Consider the following 22266-nt stretch of genomic DNA (forward strand, 5'->3'; position numbering starts at 1 on the left):
CCGCGGTCAGGTGGCGGCGCGCGTGACGGGCAGCACGACCTCGTCGACGGTGCGGCGTACGAACGCGCCGTCCACCGGCTCGCCGAGCATCAGCGTGCGGAAGAACACGAGCGCCGGTCCCAGGTACCAGATCGTCTCCAGGTCGGCGTCACCGGCGATCTCGCCGCGCTCCCGAGCCTGGTCGAAGACGTCCATCATGACCTGTCTGCGCGCTTTGATGAAGCCGGTGCGCATCGCCTCGGCCAGGTCAGGGCTGCGCCGCAGTTCCCCGATCAAGCCGGTCATCACGTCGCCGAGCCGGTCGAACTCGGCCACCAGCCCGTCGAGGAGGACGACCAGGTCCTCGCGCAACGAACCGGTGTCCGGTCGCGCCGGGATCGCCCGGACGGCATCGGTGAAGGCGGCCACCACGAGCGCTGACTTCGACGGCCACCGCCGGTACACGGTGGTCTTGCTCGCCCTCGCGCGGGCCACGACCGCGTCGATGGTCAAGCGGTCGTAACCGGTTTCCCGAAGCACGTCGATGGTGGCGGCCAACAGCTCGTCCTGTCGGGCCTGTCCACCCCGCAGCGGAGTGACGGACATGGTGGATACCTTACGTCCACCGCACAGTACGATACGGTACCGTACTGACTGTTGGTAAGTGATCACGGACAAACAGTGAGGTGACCCCCAATGTCAGCACCGACACCTGGATCCGCCTTCCCCATGAGCGATGTCGACTTCGACGCGGTCTACCAGGGCAAACCACTGGTCGAGGGCAGTGGGATCGCGTTCGACCTCGCGCCGTGGGACATCAAGGCGCCGCAACCCGCGGTGGTCGACCTGGTGCGAGACGGACAGTTCCGTGGCGAGGTCCTGGATGTGGGCTGCGGCCTGGGCGAGAACGCGCTGTTCCTCGCCGCCAACGGCTACCGGGTGACCGGCGTCGACGGCTCCGCGGCCGGCCTCGAACAGGCCGGCCGGCGGGCCGCGGAGCGTGGCGTGGACGTCACGTTCGTGCACGCCGACGCCACCGCGCTCACCGAGCTCCCCGAACAACGGTTCGACACCGTGCTGGACAGCGCGTTGTACCACTGCCTCGACGACGAACAGCGGCAGCTCTACGCGGCGGCGCTGCACCGGGTGACCGCGCCGGGCGCGCGGCTGCACCTGCTGTGCTTCGCCGACGTCGACGCCGGCCTGCGGTTCCCGATCGCCGTCAGCCAGGACAACCTGCGCGCGAACCTCGGTGCGCACTGGGACATCGAGGACATCCGGCCCGGCTCGTACACGACCTCCTTGACCCCGGAGGTCTTCAGCCGGATCGGCGAGGACGCCCTGGCGAACCTGGGCTTCACCGTCGACGCGCAGCGCGTGCGGCAGGACGAGCAGGGTCGGATCGTCGGGCCCATCTGGCAGCTGCGCGCGACTCGGCACTGACCGGCTGTCGCGGCGAACCTGAGGTACGCCCTCATCATCGTCCTGCTCGCGGTGGCCGCGACGGTGTGACGTACCCGGGCCACCGTTCCTATGGCGCGACCGCGAGGTCGTCGAACTGGACCCGGCTCCAGCCGGTGCCGATCCCGGCGCGGCCACGCGCGTACGTGTCGTCGGTCGCGGTGCCGACCTCGACACCGTCGATGCTCGCGCGGAGGGTATTGCCGCGGGCGTCGATCTCGATGGTGTGCCACTGGTTCGCGGACGTTCGAGCATGGCCGGCGGTCAACCGGTGCCGCTCGCCGTGCACGGTGTACCCGAGCTCCCACCGGCCCGTCTGCTCGACGTCGAGGTAGTAGCCGTCCGGCAGGATCGGGATCGCGAGGTCGGGGTTGTCCGCGCCCGCGTTGCCGATCCGCGCCCACACCTGCGCGTAGCCCGGTTGGAGGTGCCGCACCCTGGCGGACACGGTGACATCCGACCACGAGCCGCCGAGGAACGAGGTCGGGTCCGACCGCAGCCACTCGATCGGCTGGTGCGCCACGGCCTGCTCGACGCACCGACCCGGCCGGCCTACGCACGGCACCAGCTCGAACGAGCCACCCTGCTGCGCGAGGTACTTCGGCTGTCGCGACGGCTCGCCCGACTCGAAGTCGTCCCGATAGGACGCTGGGAACGGTTCGGCGGCCGGCGGTCTCGTGGTGCCGTGGCGCTGCCCGGTGGTCGTCGTGACGGAGTACATCGCGTCCGGTTCGAGGGTGATCTCGTACGAGCCGTCCACCACCGGAAGGTCCGCCTGACGGGTGAACCAGCTGTCCCTTGTGGACTTCCAGACGTGCACCACCCCGTCGGCCTTCAGTCCACCACTGACCCGCACCCGCACGGTCTGAGCCCGCGTCGGCACCGCGCCGTCGGCGGTGCGCAACGTCTCGAAGACCGAGGAGTAGTCGCTGCCGTCCTTCAGGGTCACCACGCTGCCGCCGCCCGGCAGCAGCCGCGACGCGCCGTCCAGGTACCGCCAGCCGGGCTTCGCGAACTGCGTGGTGTGCGCCGTGACCCACACCGGCGACGTCACCTCGTAGTGCCCCGACCACGGCTCCGCGGCCCGTAGCAGCCCGCTGTTCGGCAGGATCTGGTTGTCGTAGTAGGAGCTGACGGCGTTCCACACCTGTGTCGCGGTCACGTGGCCGGTGACGTAGTTCAGGTTGTACGTGGCGCCGAGCGCGTTGTAGCCGCCGCCGCGGAACTCGTTCCACGCGTCGGTCCACGGACCGTCCTCGAGGGACCACACCGGGATGCCGAAGTCCCGCACGTAGTCCGGCACGTACCCGCCGCCGTAGTGGCTGCCGATCACGTCGACCCGTTGGCGCAGCTCGGGATCGGCCCGCATCGCCTCGCCGGCGAGCCACGGCAGGTTGGTCGGGCAGCAGCCACGCACGGGATCGTCGCCGAGGACCAGCTTCGTGCGCAGCCCGTTCGCGTTGATCGCCGCGTCGAGACGGTTCACCCAGGCCCAGTCGACCTTCTGGTGGATGACGCTCGGTTCGTTGACCACGCCGCCGAAGTAGTCGACGGTGAGTCCCCAGTGCTCGCGGACCCCCTTGAGCCAACGGACGATGTAGTCGATGTTGTCCTGCGAGAAGTAGTCGCCGACCCAGCCGGGCGCGGCCTGCAGCGCGCTGATCGTGATGTCCGGGTTGCGTTTCCGCGCCTCCCGCGCCATCCACAGCTGCACGCCGCGGTCGTAGTTCTCGTCGTCGCGCTCGTGCCGGCTGCTGGGCTCGGACCCGGTGCCCTGGTTGGCGTCGCTGCCCATGTCGATCTTCACGCTGGTCAGCCCGGCGCCGAACCTCGGCTTGAACAGGTAGTCGAGCACCTCGCCGCGCTGCGGCTCCGGGTAGTCGTACAGCAGCCTCGAGGTGCCGCCGCCGACCGTGGCGCCGATCCCGTCGAACACCAGGCCCGGACTGGCGCCGTCGATGTCCAGTGTGGACACCTGGGCGTCGGCGACCGGCGGCGCCACGAGCGCCAACCATAGTGCGATGATCGCGATCCTCATCGTGCTTCCTCCCCCGTGACGACGAAGTCGTCGAACTGGACGCGGTTCCAGCCGGTGCCGATGCCGGCACGACCCTTGGTGTACGTGGAGTCGGTGCCGCCGCCGACGTCGGCACCGTCGATGAACGCGCGGATCACGCTGCCCCGCACCGAGATCCGGATCGTGTGCCACTGCCGGGCCGGCAGCTCGACGAACCCGGCCGCGAGCTGCCGGCGTTCGCCGTCGACGGTCTTGCCGACGTACCAGCGGCCGGTCTTCTGCACGCTGAGGTAGTAGCCGTCGGGCAGCTTCGGCATCGAGATGCCCTCGCTCTCGGCACCGTTGTTGCCGATCCGCGCCCACACCTCGGCCGCGCCTTCGAGCTCGTGCCGGATCTTCGCCTCGACCGACACGTCGGTCCAGCCGGCCGAGTCGCCGAGGAAGCTCGTCGGGTAGGCCTGGAACCACTCGACCGGCTGCGCACCGACCACCTGCTCGACACACCGGCCCGGCCGGCCGGCGCACGGCACCAGCTCGAACGAACCACCCTGCTGCGCGAGGAACTTCGGCTGCTGGCCGAGTGTCCCGGCCTCGAAGTCGTCCCGGTAGGTCCGCGGGAACGGGGTCGCGGCCGGCGGCGTCGCCGTGCCGTGCCGCTGCCCGGTCGTCGTGGTCACCGAGTACACGGCGTCCGGCTCGAGCGTGAGCTCGTACCCGCCGCCGGTCACCGGAATGTCCTGCTGCCGCTCGAAAGCCGCGGTTCGCGTCGACTTCCACACGTGCACCGCGCCGGTGGCCCGCAGTCCCCCGCGCACCTGGACCCGCACGGTCTGCGGCCGCGCCGGCACCGAGCCGTCCGCCGCCCGCTGGGTCTCGAAGATCGCGGAGTAGTCCGTGCCGTGCCTCAACGTCACCACGCTGCCACCGCCGGGCAGCCGCCGCGACGCGCTGTCGAGGTAGCGCCAGCCGGGCCGCGCGAACTGCGTGGTGTGCGCGGTGACCCACACCGGTGACGTGACGTCGTAGTGCCCCGACCACGGCTCCGCGGCCCGCAGCAGCCCGCTGTTCGGGAAGATCGTGTTGTCGTAGTAGGACGTGACCAGGTTCCACACGACCGTCGCGGTCATCCGCCCGTCGACGTAGTTGAGGTTGTACATACTGCCGAACGGCGCGTAGCTGCCGCCGACGACCCCGTTCCACTCGTCGGTCCACGGACCGTCCTCAGAGGACCAGACCGGCTTGCCGAACGAGTGCGCCGCGGCCGGCACCGCCCCGCCCGCGTAGTGGCTGCCGATCACGTCCACCGCCTTGGCGAGCGCCGGGTCGGCGACCATCGCGTCGACGTCGTCCCACGGCAGGCTCGTCGGGCAGCAGCCGCGCCGCGGGTCGTCGCCGACGATCAGCTTGGTACGCAGGCCGTTGCGGGCCAGCGCGCTGTCCAGGCGCTTGACCCAGCCCCAGTCGACGGTCTGGTTGATGATCCGCGGTTCGTTGACCGTGCCGACGTAGTCGATGGTCAGGCCGTGCTTTTCCTTGGCGCCCTTGAGGAAGCCGACGATGTAGTCGATGTTGTCGGCCGAGAAGTAGTCGCCGCCGCCGACCCAGCCCGGCACGCCCCACTCGAGCGCGCTGAACGTGATGTCCGGGTTGCGTTTCTTCGCCTCCGTCATCAGCCACCACTCGTAGCCGAGGTCGAGGTCGGTGGCGTCACGGGCGTGCCGGTAGCTGGCCTCGGACCCGTTGGAGGCGTTGCCGTCGCCGCCGATCTCGACCTTGAGATGTTGCAGCGACGCGCCGAAGTTCGGCTTGAACAGGTAGTCGAGCACCTGGCCGCGCTGCGGCTCCGGATAGTCGTACAGCAGCCGGCTGGTGCCACCGGAGCTCTGCGCGCCGATCCCCTCGAACACCTGGCCGGCGCTGGTGCCGTCGATGTCCAGTGTGGACTCGGCGGCACCGGCCGACGGCGGGGTCAACAGGGCGGCGGTCATCCCCGCGGCTACGAGGCCGCGGCTCACGAGCGAGTGCATGGTGTCCTTTCAGCCGGGCCGCACCGAGGTGGCGAGCGCCACGAGGTCGGGGGCCGGTCCGTCGGCCTCGGCCACCACGGCCGGGCTCGGGTCGAAGATGGTCACTGAGTTGTCCCGCACGGCGGCGGCTCGACCACCGACGTCCGTGTTGGCGACCGGGGTGGACCTCCGGTCACCGGTGACGAAGTCCCGATCGAGGTGGCGCCGCACGCCGAGCCGCACCCGCGTACCCCCCGCGTCGAGCACCAGCAGCGCGCCGGCCGCCGGGTCGCTCGACGTGCCGTACGGCGTGCGGACGCCGACCAGCCGGTACGGCGCCGGCAGGTCCGGCACCGCGAACGGCAGCGTCACCCGACCCGGGTGCCGGGCAACGCTCTGCGCGACCCGGTGCGCGAGCCGGCGACCGTCCTCGCCGGCACCCGTGACCTCGGCGAACGCCCACGCGCCCGGCGCCCACTCCCACGCCACCGCGTCCCGGCCGGACACCCAGTACGCCCGGTGGTCGTTGACGTCCGGCGCCTGCGCGCCATCCGGTTCCCAGCGAGCGCCCTCGAAGTCCGGCAGCCGGCCGGTCGCGTACGCCGAGACGCTCGCGCGCGGCGCCGACTCGTCGACCGGCACGAGCAGCACCCGCTGCACGTACCGCCCGGTCTCGTAGCTGACCGGGGTGAACCCGCCGGCCGACCCGACGCTGAGCTCCTGACGCATCAGGTCGAACTCGCCGAGCGGGTGCGCGGGCGGCAGCGGCCGACCGACCAGGGCCGGGATGACCGCGGCGACGATCGCGGTCACGGCCGCGACCACCACCACCCCGGTGAGCTGGCGGGTCCGCCGCCGCCGGCGCCCGACCCGGACCGCCCGGCCGACGTCGACCGTCGACGGGGTCTCCGGCGCCGCGTCCCGCAGCGCCGCGAGCAGGCGGTGACCGTCCTCCGTCATGACCGCACCCCCTCGGGCAGGTGGTCGGCGAGCAACCTGCGCAGCGCGGCGAGACCGACCGAGGTCTGGCTCTTGACGTTGCCCTCCGAGCACCGGAGAACGGCCGCGACCTCGGCGACCGGCAGGTCGAGCAGGAACCGCAGCACCAGCACGGCCCGCACCTTCGGGCCGATCCTGGCGAGCGCGTGTTGCAGCACCAGGCGGGTCTCCACGTCCGGCCCGGCGACCGCCGTGTCCTGTGGGGTGCTGGTCAGCCGGACCCGCTTGGCCCAGCCGAGGCGCTGCTCGCTGAGGAAGGTGCGGACGAGCATCGCGCGGACGTAGGCGTCGACACTGTCCGCCGCGCTCGCCCGCCGCCAGTGCAGGTACAGCTTCGTGATCGTGCTCTGCACCAGGTCGTCGGCCCGGTGCTCGTCACCACACAACAGGTACGCGGTGCGGCGGAGCGTGGGCAGCCGCCTGGTCACGTACTCCGTGTACTGCCGCTCGTCGACGTCGTGCACAACCCGCCACCCCCCTCGCCCTCATGACGCGGACGGCATCCTGCCCGGTTGTGTGATCGCCGTCACTCTCGCCGGCGATGCGACGAAGGTGACCTCAGGGTAGTGCGGGACGCGCGCCAAGCTCGAACGGTTGGAACCCACCAAACTGTCCCGTTTGGACAGAGAGGTGCCGGCCGCGGCCGGTGCGCGGTCAGTGGTCGTGCCGCCGGGCATCGACGCCCGATACGGTGGCGGCGTGCACACCGTCGCGACCGAGGTCGTCAACACCGAGCGGTTGGACCTGCTGCCGCTGCGCGTCGAACACGCCGAAGAGATGGCCACCGTGCTGTCCGACCCGGCCCTGCACACCTACATCGGCGGCATCCCGGACACTCCGCAAGCCCTGCGCTCGCGTTACCAACGCATGGTCGCGGGATCTCCCGACCCCGCCGTCACCTGGCACAACTGGGTGATCCGGCTCCGCGACGAAGCATGCCTGACCGGCACGGTCCAGGCCACCGTCACTCCCTCCGACCACGAGACGACCACCGAGCTCGCGTGGGTGGTGGGCACCCCCTGGCAAGGCCGCGGCATCGCCACCGAAGCCACCCGGGGACTCCTCGCCTGGCTCGGCGGGCAACCCGCGCAGACCGTCATCGCCCACATCCACCCCGATCACCTCGCATCCGCCGCCGTCGCCACGGCCTGCGGGCTCGCACCCACCGACGAATGGCACGACGGAGAGATCCGCTGGCACCGAAGGATCGGGCGATAACCTCACCGCGGCGTGCTGGTCAGTTGGGCCACTCGACGATCCGCCGGCGCCCGGGACCGCCGGTCCTTGCCGCGCCCGGTTCGGCGGGTGGCTCGGGGTCGGCAGGAAGGACGCCGATCTCGGCGAGCTTGGCCTCGGTCGGCGGCGGCACCGTCGACAGGGACTCGAACGCGGCGGCGATCTGGCGGTCGGCGCGTTGGGTGAACGGCGACTCGTAGACCTGGCGCCAGGTCAGTTCGCCCTCGTCGATCCGGTCGATCACCCGCTCCCACTCGGGGCTGCGCGCGTAGCCGAGGACGAATGCCTTGAGGCGCTCGACGTCCTCGTCCGGTGGCGGTGGCTCCTGCTCGGTCTCCTGCCGCTCGAGCTCGTCGAGCCGGGCCTCGACCTCGCGCGCCACCCCCAGCGCGTGGTCGATTCGCGCGTCGAGCTCACGTTCGGCCTGGATCATTTCCGGGGTGTAGGAATACATTCGGCGGGTCCTTCGCGTTGGGGTGCCTAGCGGTGCCTGTCCCGGACCCGCTTCGAGATGTCGTCCAATGTGGACAGCGAACTGCCGGCTTTCGTGAAGGACTGGTTCAGCTCGTTCTTGTTCTGGTTGAGCTGGCCCACGCCGTCCCTGATCGTGGTGTACGTGTTCTGGGCGTCGGCGAGGCTGCCCGTCTCCGGAATCCCGCTGACCGTCTTCTGAAGCTGCTCGACCGTGGTGAAGTAGCTCTCCATCGTCTTGACGATGTTCTGGATTTCCGTGTACAGATCCTTGATCTCCCTGACGATGGCGATGATGTCCTGAACGTCGTTCCACAGATCGTTGACGTCGAAGCCGAAGACCTTGCCGAGCCACTTGGCCGCGGACTGAATGGCCGTCCACGCCCAGCCGACGACCGGCGCGAACTTGGTCGCGATCTTCTTGGCCTTGTCGATGACCTGGTTGATGAGCCTGATCGCGACACCGGCGATGTACTTGGAGACCTGGGAGATCTTGTCGAAACCACTGGCGACGAACGTGCCCATCTGCTCGCCGGCCCACACCGCACCCTGGTTCCAGTACGTGCCGAGGAAGTCCCTGAACGCGTCGCCCGCGCCACCCTGCCAGGAGTGCGTGGCCAGCTCGATCGAGTTCTTACCAACGCTGTCGGCGAGCCGGCCGAAGTTGGTCCCGACGCTCTTCCACGCTTTCCCGTTGGCCTCGATGCTCTTGTAGTTTCCGGCCAGCGGGGAAATGATCGAGTCGGTGAAGCCCTTGCCGTGGTCGACGTCGAACTGTCGCCAGATCCAGTCGAGCACCCGCAACTCCAGGCCGTGCTCCCGGACGTCGTCGGAGTATTTCGTGTTCGGCCGCTCGATGTTCGGAATATCGGTCGCGGTGGCGCGAAAAATCGACCCCCCGCCTTCGAAGTAGTTCTCGAAGCCGTCGCGGCCGTAGCCGCCGAACTTGATCTCCTCCTTGGTGTCGCCGGTCAGTCCGGCACGCTCGAACATCGACGCGTTGCTGTGATCGACCCAGCCGTAGTGCTTGGCCGCGTCGGTGACCGAGTCGCCGAGGTCGCAGAGCTTGCGCTGCATCTCGCTGAACACCAGGCCGACCGAGACGGACGCCGGGCCGGTCACGATGTCGCCGAGCGGCGCCAGCAGGCCGGTGAAGCCGTGGTGGCTCATGCCCTCGTCGCGAGCGAGTCGTTCGATGAGCGGGAGGGTGTGGCCTGCCTCCGCGCCCAGGTAGAAGCCGAAGTCGGCGACGGCTTCCTTGTCAACGGTAAAGCCCATGGGTTTCCCCCGAAGTCAGTGACCGAACGGTCCATAATGGACAAGAAATGGGTGGCGGGCGCCGGCCGCGAGCGGCTCGAGGTGGTTTTCGGTGATCACGCCCGGCAGGTGCCGCTCGCGGCGTCGCCGTCGGTCTGCGCGGCGGTCGCCCAGCTCAGGCAAGGTCCTCCGTGGACGGTGTCGAGCCGCCGCCTGACTGGCTCTGCTGCCCCGAAGCATCGCTCGAAGGCTTGCCCGAAGGCGTGCTCGAAGGCTTGCTCGTCGACTGGCCGGAAGGCGTGCCCGAAGCGCCACCCTGGCTCTGCTCACCGATGAACGTCAGTACCTGCTTGACGATCTTCAGGACGCCGAGCGCGCCGTCGATGAGCTTCATCAGGTTCTCGCCGCTGGACAGCAGGGCGGCCATCTTGCCGGCGATCTGCCCGGCGTAGTCGACGGCGATCTGCACGCACTGCGGGATCGCGACGGCGATGCTGTTCCCGAACGTCGCCGGCGCCTCGGCGATCGCCTGGCTCATGATCGGCACGATCTTGCCGACCGCCTCGGTGATCAGCTGGGTGACGTCGGCGACGGCCTTGGCGACCACCTCGCCGGCGCCGATCAGCGCCTTGGCCGAGGTGAGCGAGGTCTCCGCGATCGAGAGAATCCCGTCGGCCAGGTCGATGCCCTTGTTCAGGTAGTCCGAGGCGGCCTGGCCGGACCACTCGCTGGTCTGGCTGCCGGCCGTGGACCGGTACTCCTCGGCCACGGCGGTCCCGCCCTGCCCGGCACCGTCGAACTCGCTCGCGCCGGACGAGACCGACGACGGGTCGCCACGCAGCTGGTTGAGCGGCTCCTCCAGGAACGACACCATCGGCGTGAGGAAGCCCATCCCCGAGCTATCCAATGTAGACAGTGGGCTGCCGGTCGAGCCGATCGCGTCGATGGAGACCGCCGGCCCGCCGGCGAGCTCCGCCGACAGCCATTCCTTCTTGTCGACGGCGCCCTTGGCAACCCGCAGTTTGGCGAGCAGGGCGTTGATCTCCAGCGCGTCCAGCTCACCGGACGGCTCGGCGGTCCGGGTCCCGGGCAGCGTCGTGGTCATCGGACGCCCTCCCCCGCGTTCGCCTCGACGCCGGTCAGGTTGGTCGCGGTGTCCTCGTCGGTGCGCTGGTAGGAGTCGGCCGCCTGCCGGACCCCACTGCCCACCATGTCCACTGTGGACGCCGCGTGCCCGAAGGCGTTCAGCGCCTCGGTCATCGCGCCACCCAGCCCGACGGTGAGGAACTGGGCGAACGAGCCGAGCGACTGCTCGGCCAGCGAGCCCGGCAGCCCCGTACCGATCGCGGAGAGCCGGTCGGCGTAGCCGGCCAGCGTGCCGGCGTGCGCCCGCAGCTGGTCGGGGTTGACGTCGAAACCAGGCGCGGTCATCGCACGGCCCCCGCCGGCAGGTGCTGGGTGATCTCCGCCAGCGCCTCGCCTTCGCCGAGGTAGCCGGCCATCACCTCGGCCGTCCGCGCGCCGGCCAGGCGCTGGGCCTCGCGCGAGGTCGCCACGATGAGCGCGGCGAGGGCGTCGGTCTCGAGCTTGCGGGCCGCCGGCGTCAGCCCGACCTGCTCGAGCCCGCCCCCGGCGTTCACCGTCACGGTGACCTCACCGCGCGGCGAGGTCGCGCTCGCCCCGACCTCGCGCAGGCTCGCGCTCGCCGCGCGGGCGCTGTAGGCGACGCGCTCGAGGCGGTCCCGGTAGTCCGCCAGCCACTGTGCTGGATCCATGGTGTTCCCCTTCTCTTCCCTGTGGTTCCCCTGAGCTACGTGCGGACGAGCGTCGCCGCATCCCGCAGGAGGCGCACGAGGTCGCTGCGCCGCAACGGGTTGACGCTCAGCCAGCCGCGGTCGTCCCGACTCACCCGCACCCTCCCCCGTGGACTGTCCAACCAGGACATCTCGAACGGGCGCGAGACCGCGGCGCCGGACCGGCGGGTGACACCGAGCTGGCCCCGGCCGGTCAGCGCCGGGAGCAGGCCGACGAGCTGGTCGACCACGGCCTCGTCGCCGCCGTACTCGCGGACCAGCTCGCGCACGCACCGCCGCGTGGCCGGGGTGTCGGCCGTGTTGCTGAGCAGCCGCAGCGTGTCGCCGACCACGCCGGGCGGCAGCGTGATCGGCATGGTCACCGCCGGTGAGGTGTTCGGGATCAGGCCGTCGAACGCGTCGGCCAGCGCGCCCGCCGTGACCCGCTCGACCCGGACCGTGTCCGCCCGCTCGGCGCTGAGCGGCTGGCGACACAGCACCGCCCGGTTCCCGTAGACCATGGCCACCACGCCGGTCACGGTGCCGGCGCCGAGTACGACCAGGTCGATCGCGCTCCGGTGCTCGCGCAACGCGGTGACCAGCTCGGCCGCCATACCGGCCGGCCCGTGCGCGGTGGCCAAGCCGCGGTCGCACAGCGCGTGACCCGCCTCGGCGAGCAGCACGTCCCGCTCGCCGGCGAGCCGGCCGAACGACGGCACCCGGAGCGGGAACGGGAACGGCACGCCGGCGTGGGTGGCGAGCAGGTCCAGCTCGACGAGTCCGAAGTGGACATCCTGGTCGCTCGCCCGCTCGGTCGTGGCGATCACGACCGCACCGCGGACCGGCCGCCGTCGCGTGGGCCGTGCGAGCCGCCGTCGCGCTCGCCGGCCGTGCGCACCGCCGACTCGGCGTCGGACTCCCGCTCGACGTAGGACTTCTTGGTGTCGGACAGCGTCCGCTGGAACGCCTCGACCTCCTGCTGCGCCGCCTGCACCTCGCCGGCCAGGCCGGACCGTCCGGCCGCCTCACGCAGCCGCAGCGCCAGGTGCACGGCCGGCGGCGCGGTGCCGAGCATCGGCAGCCGCTCGGCCAGCCGGCTCGCGGTCGCGACCAGGTCGCCGGTCAGGTCGCCGAGCATGGTCAGCGCCGAGATCCGCTCCTCGAGCAGATCCGGCTCGACCTTGTACCCCTTCGCCTCACTCACGCCGCCCCCTCGCGGTCACCCTGTGACATCGGTTCGCTCGCAAGCTCACCCTGTATCGATGGTTCGCTCGCACGCTCACCCTGTATCGATGGTTCGCTCGCAAGCTCGCTCACGACAGCCCCTCCGTCAGCCCGATGACCGCCGCGCTGGTCGGCTCCTCCACGGCGAACAGCCCGTGGTCCAGCGTCGGCAACTCGTTCTCGTGCGGCTCGTCGTCGGCGCCCGCGCCGCGCTGGCCGACCCCCGGCGCCATCCCGGCCGGCCCGGCCGCGCGCGCCGCGGCGGTCTCGGCGAGCTGCACGGCCCGCATGCCGGACCCGCCGGCAACCCCGGGCAGCGCGCCGACCCGGGCGCCGGCTCCGGGAGCCGCGCCCTTGACCGCATCGGGACCGCCGACGACCGCGCCCATGCCGGCGCCGGTACGAAGCCCTCCGGCCGGAGCGGCCCCGACGAGCCGCTGCCACGGCACCCCGGCGCCACCCCGGGCCGGGTTCGTCGGATCGGCGGCGCGCAGCGAGGCCGCCGCGGGGACCGCGCTCCGCGCGTCGCCGAGCAGCTGGCTGCTGCTCGTCAGGCTGGACTCGTAGGTCTGCATCGCCCGCACGGCCTGCGCCTTCTGCTGGTCCTGCGCGGTGCTGCCGACGTAGAAGCTGTACCCGCCGCTGCCCACCGCACCGAACGCGGTGCCCATGCCCGGGGTGGCCGAGCTGGCGGGCGTGGTCCAGGCGGTCGTGGTCGGGGCAGCGGTAGGCGTCGAGGCGGGGGTGAACATCTCGGCGTAGTTCGGCACGCTCGACGACGACCAGGGCTGGGACGAGGGAAACGACGAGGGCACGGACGAGGGCACGGACGACGACAGCGACGACTGCATCGAAGACAGGTAGGACTGCATCGACGACATGTACGACTGCAGGGACGACATGGACGACGAGGTCGGCACCGACGGCACCGACGGCACCGTCGGCGTGCTCAGCCCCGGGGCGGCCCCGGACATGGCGTCGGTGACCGGCGCCGCCGGGTTGCCGGGTGGCGGCGGCATCATGGCCCGGGCCATGGCAAGCGCGTCGGCGGCGTCCTGCGCGGCCTGCCCGCCCGCGTGGGCCAGCTCGCTGATCTTGTCCACCCGGGCGGCCAGCGTCTGGAGCCGGTTGGCCGCCTCCTCCGCGCCCGGCCCCTGCCAGCTCTCCTGCATCGCCGCGCACTGCTCACGCAACACCTCGGCGTGTGTGGTCAGCGCGGCACGGTGCTTGGCCCACTCGGTGGCGACCGTGCTGACGTCGGCGACGTCGGCGTCCTGCCACAGCATCTGGTACAGCTCGTCGTGGCTGTAGGCCTCCCAGTTCACCCCACCCTCGGCCGGCGGTACCGGCCCGGTGAAGTACTCCTCCCACGCGTCTGACACCCCGAAGTCCCCTTTCCCGGATCCCCATCCTCCGCAGGCCGTCGCCAGCGACCACATGGTCGCCGCCACCGGGGAAACGGGGACAGGCAACCGCGGGGGCCATTTATGGCCGGTGGTCCTGACCTGGGTAGACGGCTCAACGGCCGGTGCGAAAGGCCTGCTTCAGGTGATCTTGAAGGCGGGCGTGCCGGAACTGGTAGACCGCGCCCGCCCGGCGCAGCACCCCCCGGCGGTAGGCGTCCTCGAGGAACTCCGGCAGCGACCAGGGCAGCCGTCCGTTCACCGGCAACCACACCCGCGCGAACACCATCCAGGTGCCCCACGCGGTCAGGCTGGCCGCGCCGAGGCTGATCGCGAGCCCGAGCACCAGTCCGTAGGACAGCCCGTACACCAACCCGAACCGGGGGCCGTGCAGCACGCCGACCATGGCCGTGTAGCCGAGGCAGGTCACCAACCCGAACATCAGTGACTGGACCGCGACGGTCCGGCGGTTGGTGTTCAGCAGGTCCATGGGGCTCGCCGTCGAGCTGATGTCCACCGGCGCCTCGAAGGCGGCCATCACGCCCCAGAACAGACCCCACAGAAGGCCGAACGCCAACCCGAACAGCACGGTGGTCGCGGTCGTGTCCCCGATCCGGCCGACGATCCAGAACGTCGCGCCGAGCTCGCGCGCGATGCCGAGGCCCGCGCCGAGCCCCACCCCGACCGCGAGCCCGACCGCGAGCCGGCGCAGGACCGTCGAGCGGCTCCGGCGTGCCGCACGAAGCCGGATCCGCACCCGGGACGGTTCGAACACGGTGCTGCGGAACGCGAGCGAGGCGCCGTGCGCCAGGCCGACGGTCAAGGACACCACGAGCCCCTCCATCGGCCCGGCGGCGAGCACGGCGGACAGGCCGTTGCGGAGGCCCGCGCCGGACGTGCCGACCCCGACGGTGTAGATCAGCCCGATGACGAGCGCCGCGGGGAGTCCGGCGGCGATGCCGAGCACCAGCCCGCTCACCACCATCCGCAGCCAGCCGGGCATCCGGTTGCCGAGCTGCCACCAGGCGAGGTCGTGGGTCCCGAGCCGGTCGAGATGGTGGGCGAGGAAGCCGAGCCAGTGCTCGACGCGATCCTCGTCGAAGGCACGGTCACGACCGCGGCCGCCCGGCTGGTGCCGGTAGACGGTCGGCACGAAGCTGCCGAGCAGGTGCCGCTCGATCTCCTCCCTGGTGCCGAACCGGCCGGCGTCCAGCAGCTCGGCCGGGTCGTGGTCGGGCGTGTCGCTGTAGATCGTCCTGGCGAGGCTCACCATCAGCGGCGTGGTCAGTACGGCGGCGAGGTCACCGTGTGGATGGTCACGCACGTCGGCCAGGACCGGTTCCCACACCGTGCCGGCGCCGGCGCGCCGGCGCGTCGTGCGCGGAAGGTAGTCGGCGAGGTCGGTCGCGGTCAGGTCGGTGAGCACGACCGCGCCGGACGAGGTCAGCACGTCGGTCGACTCGACGGCGGCGCGGTACTCGTCCACCCGGCTGGTCACCAGCAGCGGCAACGTGGTGGCGTTCAGCGCGGCCAGCGCCGCCTGGTGCAGTCCGCCGGCGATCTCGTCGAACCCGTCCAGCACCGGCAGGACCCGGCCGGTCTCGACCAGTGCCGCGGCCAGCGTCGACCCGTCGGGGCCGGGCGCGCCGAGCCCGGGGTGGTCGCGCAGGAGCTGCTCGATCAGCCAGTCCCGCAACGCCGTCGTGCCAGCGTTCCACGAGCCGACGCTGAAGATCACCGGCACCGGGTCACCCGGGCCGTTCACATCGAGAAGGCCGAGCACGAAGCGCATCGTGAGGATGGTCTTGCCGGACCCGGCGCGGCCGAGCACCACCAGCCGGCCGGACGGAACCCGCCGGTAGACCGCGACGATCTCGTCCAGCCGACCGACCAGGTGAACCGGGCGCACCGGCTCGCCGGCCTTGGCCATCCGGATGTTGGTCCAGGAGTCGATCAACGTGGCCGGCGCCGGCCGCCAGCGGACCGGAAGCGGCACGGGGTCGTGGATCTGCCGCTGCTCCTCCTCCCGCCGCAGCCGCGTGCGAAGCTCGTAGGCGAGCAGGCTCGCGGCCTCGGCCAGCCGATCACCGCCGGCCGGAGCGTCGCGGTGCGGTCCGGCCGGGGGCTGGGTCCCGGTCGAGGCAAGGAGCTCGACCCGTTCGGCCGCGGTGAGGTCGAGCGCGTCCGCCAGCGCCTCCACCGTGCCCACCCGAGGGTCGGCGCGCTCCCCGGTCTCCAGTCCACGGACGGTGCGCACGCCCAGCCCGGATCGCTCCGCCAGCCCCTCCTGGGTCAGTCCCGCCCGTAACCGAAACCGCCGCAACAGCGGACCGAACTGGCTCGACACCTAGCCCCTTCCGGTCGGTCACCGAAGATCCCAACCTTAGGGGTCGCCCCGGTCGCCCGGCCGGCAAGGTACGCCTCCGCCAGGTGGTCGCGAGGACGGCGAACACCGGAACCCACCGAAGCTGGGTTCGTTCGACACGGTGCTGCTGCTGGGAAACGTCGGTCTGCTCGGCGGCCCAGGACATGCGCGCACCGTGCTCACCAACCTGGCCACCGTTACCCGCCCTGGCGCCCGGCTGCTCGGCGGGCCTGTGTGACGTGGTCGCCGCGATAGCACTCGGCGACGGCAGTGAAGGCCGCCTTGGGTTCCCAGGCCATGTCTGGATAGGTCTCTCCGTGGCGGCCCTCCAGGATCTTGACGATGCCGGGGCTGCCGAGGTCCAGGTCATCGCGGGGATCGCCATCGGGGCGGTGTGGGAAGTTGTACAGCGCGAAGAGGAACACGAAGGCGCTGTCAACGCCTTCCGTGTCGAAGATCTCCAGCAGCTCGTTCAGGTACGTGGCCTGGCCGGCCTCGTCACGGACGTACTCCCCGTTCAACCGAACCGGGTCACCGGTGTCCTCGTCGTACTCGACGATCTCCATACTGCGGGGCGCTACGTCGCCGGCGCCGTGCCAGGCAGCCGTGCCGAAGCCGGTGATCGCGACCGGCTTTCCCTGCGCGACGAGGTTGCGCACGCCTTCGCGGTACTGGTCGGCCACCTCGGCAGACCGGATGAGTTCGAACGACACGATGTCGAAGGATGTCCAGTCGACACTCTCGAACGGTATGCAGGCGTAGGTGACTTTCCCCCGGAAACGCTCGCGGACCACCGCCACGGCGTCGCTGAGGAAGTCGTTGAGCCGGGCGCTCACCTCGACGAGTCGCTCGCGCCGGCCGTCGGGTTGGCTGAACAGCAGGCCGAGCCGCTCCTCGAGGTTGTCACCGGGCAAGAATCCCCGGTTCATGATGCTCAGCTCGACGCCGGTGACGAACACGACCTCGGCTCCCGTCCTCCGGAGCCGCTCCGCCCGCTCCGCACAGTCGGCGAACAGCGACAGGATCTCCTTGGTCGTCAGGTCCAGGGGGTATGGCGAGAACCAGACCTCCAGCCCGAGCTCGGCGGCGCAGCGGGCCGCCAGTTCCAGCCGTTCCGGATCGCTGCCGGTGACCTGAACGGCGTTGCAGTGCAGATCGTCACGGATGATCGCCAGCTCCCGCTTGACCACGTCAGGGTCGAAGCTTTCCCGGGAGGTCTTGCCCATCCGGACAAAGCCGGTGTCGTAGGTCATCCCCTTGCCTCGCATGCGCTTGGTCCTTCCTGCCGAGTGGGTTCGATGCCAGCCTACGGGCAAAACATGCGTGCGCGCAACTTTGCGCCCGCGCACCTTGGCTGGCATGATGACGTCGTGGCGACGAGACGGGCGGGGTTGCGCGAGCGGAAGAAGCAGGCCACCCGCGAGGCGTTGCGGGAGGCGGCGCTGCGGCTGGCTGTGGAACGTGGGCCGGACAACGTGCGCGTCGACGACATCGCCGAAGCGGCCGGTGTCTCGCCGAGGACCTACAACAACTACTTCTCCAGTCGCGAGCAGGCGATCGTCGCCGCCGTCACCGCCGAACGGGAGGCACGAGTCGCGGCGGCGGTGGCCGCTCGGCCACCTGACGTCCGGCTCGCCGACGCCGTCGTCGAGGCGATCGTGGAGCAGTACACCGACCCGGGCGAACGCGGTCGTGATGCGCTCCTGCTGATCACCACCAGCGCCTCGCTGCGCGATGCGTTCGTCGGCACCGCCGCCGCGATCGAACGACCCCTGACCGTCGCCATCGCGGAGCGCCTCGGCCGTGCCGACAAACAACAGGCCGACGAACAACAGGCCGACGAACAAACCGCCCAGGTGCTCGCGGCCAGCGTGGCTGCCGCGGTCCGCATCGCACTCGAACGGTGGCTGCGGTCGGCAACCGGTTCCCGCGCGACCGGCGGCCTCGTCGTGGTGTCCGGCTCGCTACCCGACCTACTCCGTGCCGCCCTCGAACCACTCACACCCGCACTCGACACCGCCGAAGGACGACCACAACGACGCCGGCACCGGTGACTCCGTCCATGCCGGCACAGGTGGCAGACACGTGGTGGCGGGCGCCGTCAGTGCCCCCTGGGGTCACGCGCGGGTTGGCTACGATCCCAGTCGCGGCGAGCTTCCGGCGGAGCTGGTCGCCGGCGTGTTGTCCGGCGTCTCGGTGGGGCGGAAGCGGAGTTGCCCCTCCACGTTCGCTGTGACGAACTTGTCGAGCTCCGCCAGGGCGTCCTCCCGCGCACAGCTCGCCGCGAACTCGTCCTTCTGGTCCGTGTCGACCTGCGACTGCTGCTGACGCCACCTGGCGCTTTGTTGGACGCGTGGCAGGGCCTCGTACTCCTCCGCCGACCGGACCGCCACCGTTTCCCTGGGCTCCAGCCGGATTCTGCCCCCCTCCTCCTTCTCCATGGAGTAGACGACCACATTCATCCCATCGACGACGCCCTTTTCTATGCTCTCTCGTAGCAAAGGCCATTCGATCGTGTTGAGCACGCTCGTGTCGTCGATCCCCACCAGCACGCTTGCCTCAACCGGTCCCCGCAGACCTTTGACGTACGTCTGCGACATCTTCTTCCACAACTCGCGCATGGCGAGGGACTTGCCGAAGTTCTCAAGGCCGAAGAGCAGGCCGTTGAAGAGGGCGCCCCCGACGGTTTTCTCCAGCACGAGGCCGCGCTCCCACTGTGCCCGATTGGAGGATATCTCCGCGCCGATCTTCGACCAGAGGTGTGCCCGCTGCGTCCGGTCCTGCTGCTGCGCGGCCTCGTGGAAGCCCGGCTTGTCCTGGTGCCGAGCGACCCACTCATAGGGCAGCTCGAACCCATGATTCTTCACCATCCGGTCGATGATCTTGTCCACCGCGGCCAGGTCCGGCGCGGCGTCGGTGAGGTTGTCCAGCCAGCCCTGGATGGCGCCCGTGAATTCGGTGTCCTGCTTCAGCGCCGTGATCTTGCCGATGCGCCGGTTCAACTCCGCCTTGTCCCTTGCGTATTCGGAGAGCCTGCGCTGGGAGGAGGTCGTCGACGCCGCGGCGGAGCCCCCGGACTGGGCGGTGTGGTAGGAGGACTCGGTCTGGCCGGATTCCGCGGAGCGGCCGGATTGGGCCGACGACGGCCTTGCCTGGTCGGCGCGTTGGACGGCGCGGCCGTGCCCGTCGGTCCCCACGGGGGCGTGCCCCTGTGGCCCGTGCGGCAGCGGGGTCACCGCGACGGTGCCCGCGGACCGCTGCGACGCCGGCGGGGACGACCGCGAGGGTAATGGTCTCTGGGCGGCTGCCTCGGCGGCCTTCTCCTCGGGGGAGTCCGGTTCCGAGATCTTCAGCCCGTCGCCGTTGTCCTTGCCCGAGACCGTGCCCGCAGCCTGTTGGAAGGTGTGCGCCACCTCGTGGCGGACGTCCTTCTCGGTGGCGTTGTCGGTCAGGACGACGTGGTGGCCAGACGTGTAGGCGCGGGCGCCGAGCTCGGCCGCCGAGCGCTGCGCCACGGGGTCGGCGTGCACCCGGATGTGGGAGAGGTCGACGCCGCCGTAGTGGGCCGACACCCGCTCGGCCAGCGGACCGGCGAAGGGCACGCCCGGCGTCGTCAGGACGTCGGGCACGGTGGAGCGCTGGACGGTCGGCGCGTGGCCGCACTGGTCGCCGTGCCGCTGCTGGGCCAGCAGTTCGGTGGCGGCGGCGTTCCCGACGGATCGCTGGAGCTCCAGCAGGCGGTCCGGCGTCATCGGGCCTCGGCCGGTCTGCGCGCCGGCCTGCGAGGATGCCGAGCCGGCGGCGTGCTCCGCGGCGTTGCGCACCGACGGCCCGGACCGGACGCCGGCCCGGCTCCGGTCCGGTTTCCGCTGTGGGTGCATGGGTCTCTCCACCTACGTTCTGTGGGTGTCGACCACCCTTCTACGGTGTGCCGGGCGGTGGCGGAAGAGGCGTGGGTGCAGTCCTCATGGCCCGCGAGTGCACACTGCTGTGCCTGTCCGTGCCGCGGCCGGACCTTAATGCGGCGCCTGTCGGAGGTTCCTGGTCGACGTCCAGGTCGAGTTGGCGTTCAAGGGTCAGCGGTAGTCCTGAATGGCGTCGTCCCAGACGATTTCGCCTCGCTCGAACACCTGGCGGTAGACGCGACCTTCCCTGACCTCGTCGGCGACCGGGTAGCCGTAGTCGCCGGCCTCCCCGCCATGCCGCTGCCACTTCAGGTAGATCTTGAGCATCACGGCATGTGTCCCCTTCGAGCGCGCGGGGTGACTGATGATCGTTCCGCCCGTGCAGTCCTGGTACCGGCCAACGCCGTCCGAACTGGACAGTACGTCGCTGACGGGATAGCCGAGCGCCCCCATCTCGTAGTCGGTCTTTCCCCACGCCACGAAGAACTCGCCAGAGATCGGGTGCGCCCCTTTGGAGCGCGTCGGATGCCAGTACAGCAAGCCGCCCTGGAATTCCTGGCGGCGGCCATCCAGATCCCGGTTACGCCGCTCGTCGCTCGTCGGGAACCCGAGTTGCCCGGCCTGCGAGTCCAGCGCCACCCACTTCTCGCCGATCTCGCCGAACACGACGTGCGCGCCGGTGTCCTGGCTCCAGTAGATCCAGGCGGAGTACCGCCTGCCGGTGGTTTCGAAGACGGCGAACTGGCCCCGGCCGTCCGCGGTGGCCCTCACGGGCTCAAGCGGGCAGCCGAGCGTGGAGTCCACGCCTGCCCGTTCCTCCCGGTATTTGTCCAGGATCGGCCCTTCGGCCGGCTGCGGCTGGTCACAGTCCTGCTCGGCGGGGATGGCGAACGTCGTCGGCAGGCCGAGCGCTGCGGCCGCCAGCACGACGACGCTCGCGGCCCTGATGAGCATTCGCCACTTCCCGCGAGTGGTGACCCGGGGGCGGTCACGCAGCCGAGGGATCTGCCGGGCCAGGAAGTCACCCAGGTTGCCGATGCCCATCCGATGGCTGCGGTGCCGAACCACGAAATGCTGTCGGTCGGTCAGAAAGGCCAGTTCGGCCGGCAGGCGATCCGGAATAGCCTCCACGCCCTCGACCAGGACGGGTACCACCGGAATATCGTGCTCCAGTGCCTCCAGTATCTCCCTGCGCACCCAGTCGTCGGGATTGTCGATGGGTCGTTGGCCTACCTCGCCGTCCAGCCACCGGTTACCGACAACGACCAACAACACCGCGCAGCTCCGCACCCGGCCCAGCAGTTCCGGTGCGAAGTCACGACCAAGTGGAATGTCCTCGTAATCGAGAAAGACCGATTCCGCGCCGAACCGGTTCGACAACTCCGCATGGAGGAACGCCGCCGCTGTGTAGGCGTCATTGCTCCGGTAGCTGATAAAGATAAGCGTCTCAGCGTCGTCCGTCCGACCAGCAGCAATATCCATCGACACCTCGTTCGATCCAGTTGGATTCAGGGACGGACCAGGAATGATCTTAAAGGCATACGGCTCCCGCGCCAACCGGGCCTACCTGCGGCGGCGAGGGATCGACCGCACCATCCCGGGGAAGGCCGACCAGGTCCGCAACCGCGAGAACAAGGGCTCGCGAGGTGGGCGACCGCCCGTGTGCACAAGAAGATCTACAGACAGCGGCACGCCCCGTCGAGACCGTCGCGCTCGCTGCGATCAACGAGTGGCCGTGATTCCCCCGTCGGCCCCGCGCGAGGCGTGGGAGGCGTCGAGCAGCTCCCGCATGAGTTCGATGACCAGCTCGGGTCGTCCGACGAACGGCGAGTGGCCCGTCCGCCACTCGCGAACATCTGCCCAGCGCACCACCATCGTCCGTTGCAGATCAGGGTCGATGGCCCGGTCCTCCGCACAGACGCGATGTCCAGAGCAGTCCGTGTAGAGGGCGCCAACAGCCCCGGTCAGGGTGAAGACGCGTGGAGCCCTCGGGTCCCGGCACGATGGCCCCTCGAAGCCGAGAAGACGCTCCGCCCAGACCTGCCGCACTCTCCTGGGTGTCCGGCACGAATGCCGCCAGATACACCAGATGTCCCACTCCGCGCAGGCCAGTGATACCGAACCACCGTAGGAGTGACCCAGCAAGAGGG

General features: G+C 70.5%; 20 protein-coding genes. 3 read left to right on the forward strand and 17 right to left on the reverse strand.

Going from position 1 to position 22266, the window contains the following annotated elements; all coding sequences use genetic code 11:
• Positions 1 to 6: 6 nt before the first annotated feature.
• Positions 7 to 651, reverse strand: coding sequence for a TetR/AcrR family transcriptional regulator (locus tag VGD70_RS09745; protein ID WP_331080288.1), 645 nt, complete (start codon positions 649 to 651; stop codon positions 7 to 9).
• 57 nt (positions 652 to 708) lie between these two features.
• On the opposite strand from VGD70_RS09745, the gene VGD70_RS09750 reads away from it, so the two are divergent.
• On the forward strand, positions 709 to 1422 hold the full coding sequence (locus VGD70_RS09750) for a class I SAM-dependent methyltransferase (protein ID WP_331080290.1): 714 nt from the start codon (positions 709 to 711) through the stop codon (positions 1420 to 1422).
• A gap of 88 nt (positions 1423 to 1510) precedes the next feature.
• Here the strand turns inward: VGD70_RS09750 and VGD70_RS09755 are convergent, their stop codons facing one another.
• Genes VGD70_RS09755 through VGD70_RS09770 form a run of 4 tightly spaced genes read right to left on the reverse strand, consistent with a single transcriptional unit; the run spans position 1511 to position 6926 of the window.
• A complete protein-coding gene (locus VGD70_RS09755; RefSeq protein WP_331080292.1) occupies positions 1511 to 3478 on the reverse strand; it encodes a hypothetical protein in 1968 nt (655 codons plus the stop codon).
• The gene (locus VGD70_RS09760) at positions 3475 to 5484 is read right to left on the reverse strand and encodes a hypothetical protein (protein WP_331080294.1); all 2010 of its coding nucleotides are present in this window, start codon (positions 5482 to 5484) and stop codon (positions 3475 to 3477) included. Before VGD70_RS09760 ends, VGD70_RS09755 begins: the two co-directional genes overlap by 4 nt.
• 9 nt (positions 5485 to 5493) lie before the next feature.
• A complete protein-coding gene (locus tag VGD70_RS09765) occupies positions 5494 to 6423 on the reverse strand; it encodes a hypothetical protein (RefSeq protein WP_331080296.1) in 930 nt (309 codons plus the stop codon).
• The gene (locus VGD70_RS09770) at positions 6420 to 6926 is read right to left on the reverse strand and encodes a SigE family RNA polymerase sigma factor (protein ID WP_331080297.1); all 507 of its coding nucleotides are present in this window, start codon (positions 6924 to 6926) and stop codon (positions 6420 to 6422) included. The genes VGD70_RS09765 and VGD70_RS09770 overlap by 4 nt, the downstream gene beginning before the upstream one ends.
• A gap of 154 nt (positions 6927 to 7080) precedes the next feature.
• On the opposite strand from VGD70_RS09770, the gene VGD70_RS09775 reads away from it, so the two are divergent.
• On the forward strand, positions 7081 to 7680 hold the full coding sequence (locus tag VGD70_RS09775; RefSeq protein ID WP_331080299.1) for a GNAT family N-acetyltransferase: 600 nt from the start codon (positions 7081 to 7083) through the stop codon (positions 7678 to 7680).
• Positions 7681 to 7699: 19 nt separating this feature from the next.
• Here VGD70_RS09775 and VGD70_RS09780 read toward each other — a convergent pair whose 3' ends face one another.
• From VGD70_RS09780 to VGD70_RS09825, 10 genes are all read right to left on the reverse strand, one after another.
• Entirely contained in the window at positions 7700 to 8152 is a 453-nt protein-coding gene (locus VGD70_RS09780) for a hypothetical protein (protein WP_331080301.1), read from the reverse strand.
• Positions 8153 to 8178: 26 nt separating this feature from the next.
• Positions 8179 to 9447, reverse strand: a complete 1269-nt coding sequence (locus tag VGD70_RS09785) for a hypothetical protein (protein ID WP_331080303.1) — start codon at positions 9445 to 9447, stop codon at positions 8179 to 8181.
• A gap of 154 nt (positions 9448 to 9601) precedes the next feature.
• Complete coding sequence (locus VGD70_RS09790; RefSeq protein ID WP_331080305.1) at positions 9602 to 10531, reverse strand: hypothetical protein; 930 nt, start codon at positions 10529 to 10531, stop codon at positions 9602 to 9604.
• On the reverse strand, positions 10528 to 10857 hold the full coding sequence (locus VGD70_RS09795; protein ID WP_331080306.1) for a WXG100 family type VII secretion target: 330 nt from the start codon (positions 10855 to 10857) through the stop codon (positions 10528 to 10530). Before VGD70_RS09795 ends, VGD70_RS09790 begins: the two co-directional genes overlap by 4 nt.
• Positions 10854 to 11201: a YbaB/EbfC family nucleoid-associated protein gene (locus VGD70_RS09800; protein ID WP_331080308.1), complete on the reverse strand. Its 348-nt coding sequence runs from the start codon at positions 11199 to 11201 to the stop codon at positions 10854 to 10856. Before VGD70_RS09800 ends, VGD70_RS09795 begins: the two co-directional genes overlap by 4 nt.
• A gap of 35 nt (positions 11202 to 11236) precedes the next feature.
• Positions 11237 to 12046: an ESX secretion-associated protein EspG gene (locus VGD70_RS09805; protein ID WP_331080310.1), complete on the reverse strand. Its 810-nt coding sequence runs from the start codon at positions 12044 to 12046 to the stop codon at positions 11237 to 11239.
• The gene (locus VGD70_RS09810) at positions 12043 to 12423 is read right to left on the reverse strand and encodes a hypothetical protein (RefSeq protein ID WP_331080312.1); all 381 of its coding nucleotides are present in this window, start codon (positions 12421 to 12423) and stop codon (positions 12043 to 12045) included. Before VGD70_RS09810 ends, VGD70_RS09805 begins: the two co-directional genes overlap by 4 nt.
• A gap of 109 nt (positions 12424 to 12532) precedes the next feature.
• Entirely contained in the window at positions 12533 to 13825 is a 1293-nt protein-coding gene (locus VGD70_RS09815) for a PPE domain-containing protein (RefSeq protein ID WP_331080314.1), read from the reverse strand.
• A gap of 136 nt (positions 13826 to 13961) precedes the next feature.
• The gene (locus tag VGD70_RS09820) at positions 13962 to 16193 is read right to left on the reverse strand and encodes an XRE family transcriptional regulator (RefSeq protein ID WP_331080316.1); all 2232 of its coding nucleotides are present in this window, start codon (positions 16191 to 16193) and stop codon (positions 13962 to 13964) included.
• Positions 16194 to 16408: 215 nt separating this feature from the next.
• On the reverse strand, positions 16409 to 17479 hold the full coding sequence (locus tag VGD70_RS09825; RefSeq protein ID WP_331080318.1) for a hypothetical protein: 1071 nt from the start codon (positions 17477 to 17479) through the stop codon (positions 16409 to 16411).
• Between the two features lie 51 nt (positions 17480 to 17530).
• Here VGD70_RS09825 and VGD70_RS09830 point away from each other — a divergent pair, with 51 nt between their 5' ends.
• Positions 17531 to 18265, forward strand: coding sequence for a helix-turn-helix domain-containing protein (locus tag VGD70_RS09830; RefSeq protein WP_331080320.1), 735 nt, complete (start codon positions 17531 to 17533; stop codon positions 18263 to 18265).
• A gap of 78 nt (positions 18266 to 18343) precedes the next feature.
• On the opposite strand, the gene VGD70_RS09835 is transcribed toward VGD70_RS09830, so the two are convergent.
• Positions 18344 to 20035, reverse strand: a complete 1692-nt coding sequence (locus VGD70_RS09835) for a DUF4157 domain-containing protein (RefSeq protein ID WP_331080321.1) — start codon at positions 20033 to 20035, stop codon at positions 18344 to 18346.
• A 252-nt stretch (positions 20036 to 20287) separates the two neighbouring features.
• Positions 20288 to 21598 (reverse strand): TIR domain-containing protein, encoded by a 1311-nt coding sequence (locus VGD70_RS09840; protein ID WP_331080323.1) that lies wholly within the window; start codon positions 21596 to 21598, stop codon positions 20288 to 20290.
• Between the last annotated feature and the right edge of the window lie 668 nt (positions 21599 to 22266).

This window comes from Actinophytocola sp. (assembly GCF_036402745.1).
Classification (GTDB): domain Bacteria; phylum Actinomycetota; class Actinomycetes; order Mycobacteriales; family Pseudonocardiaceae; genus Actinophytocola.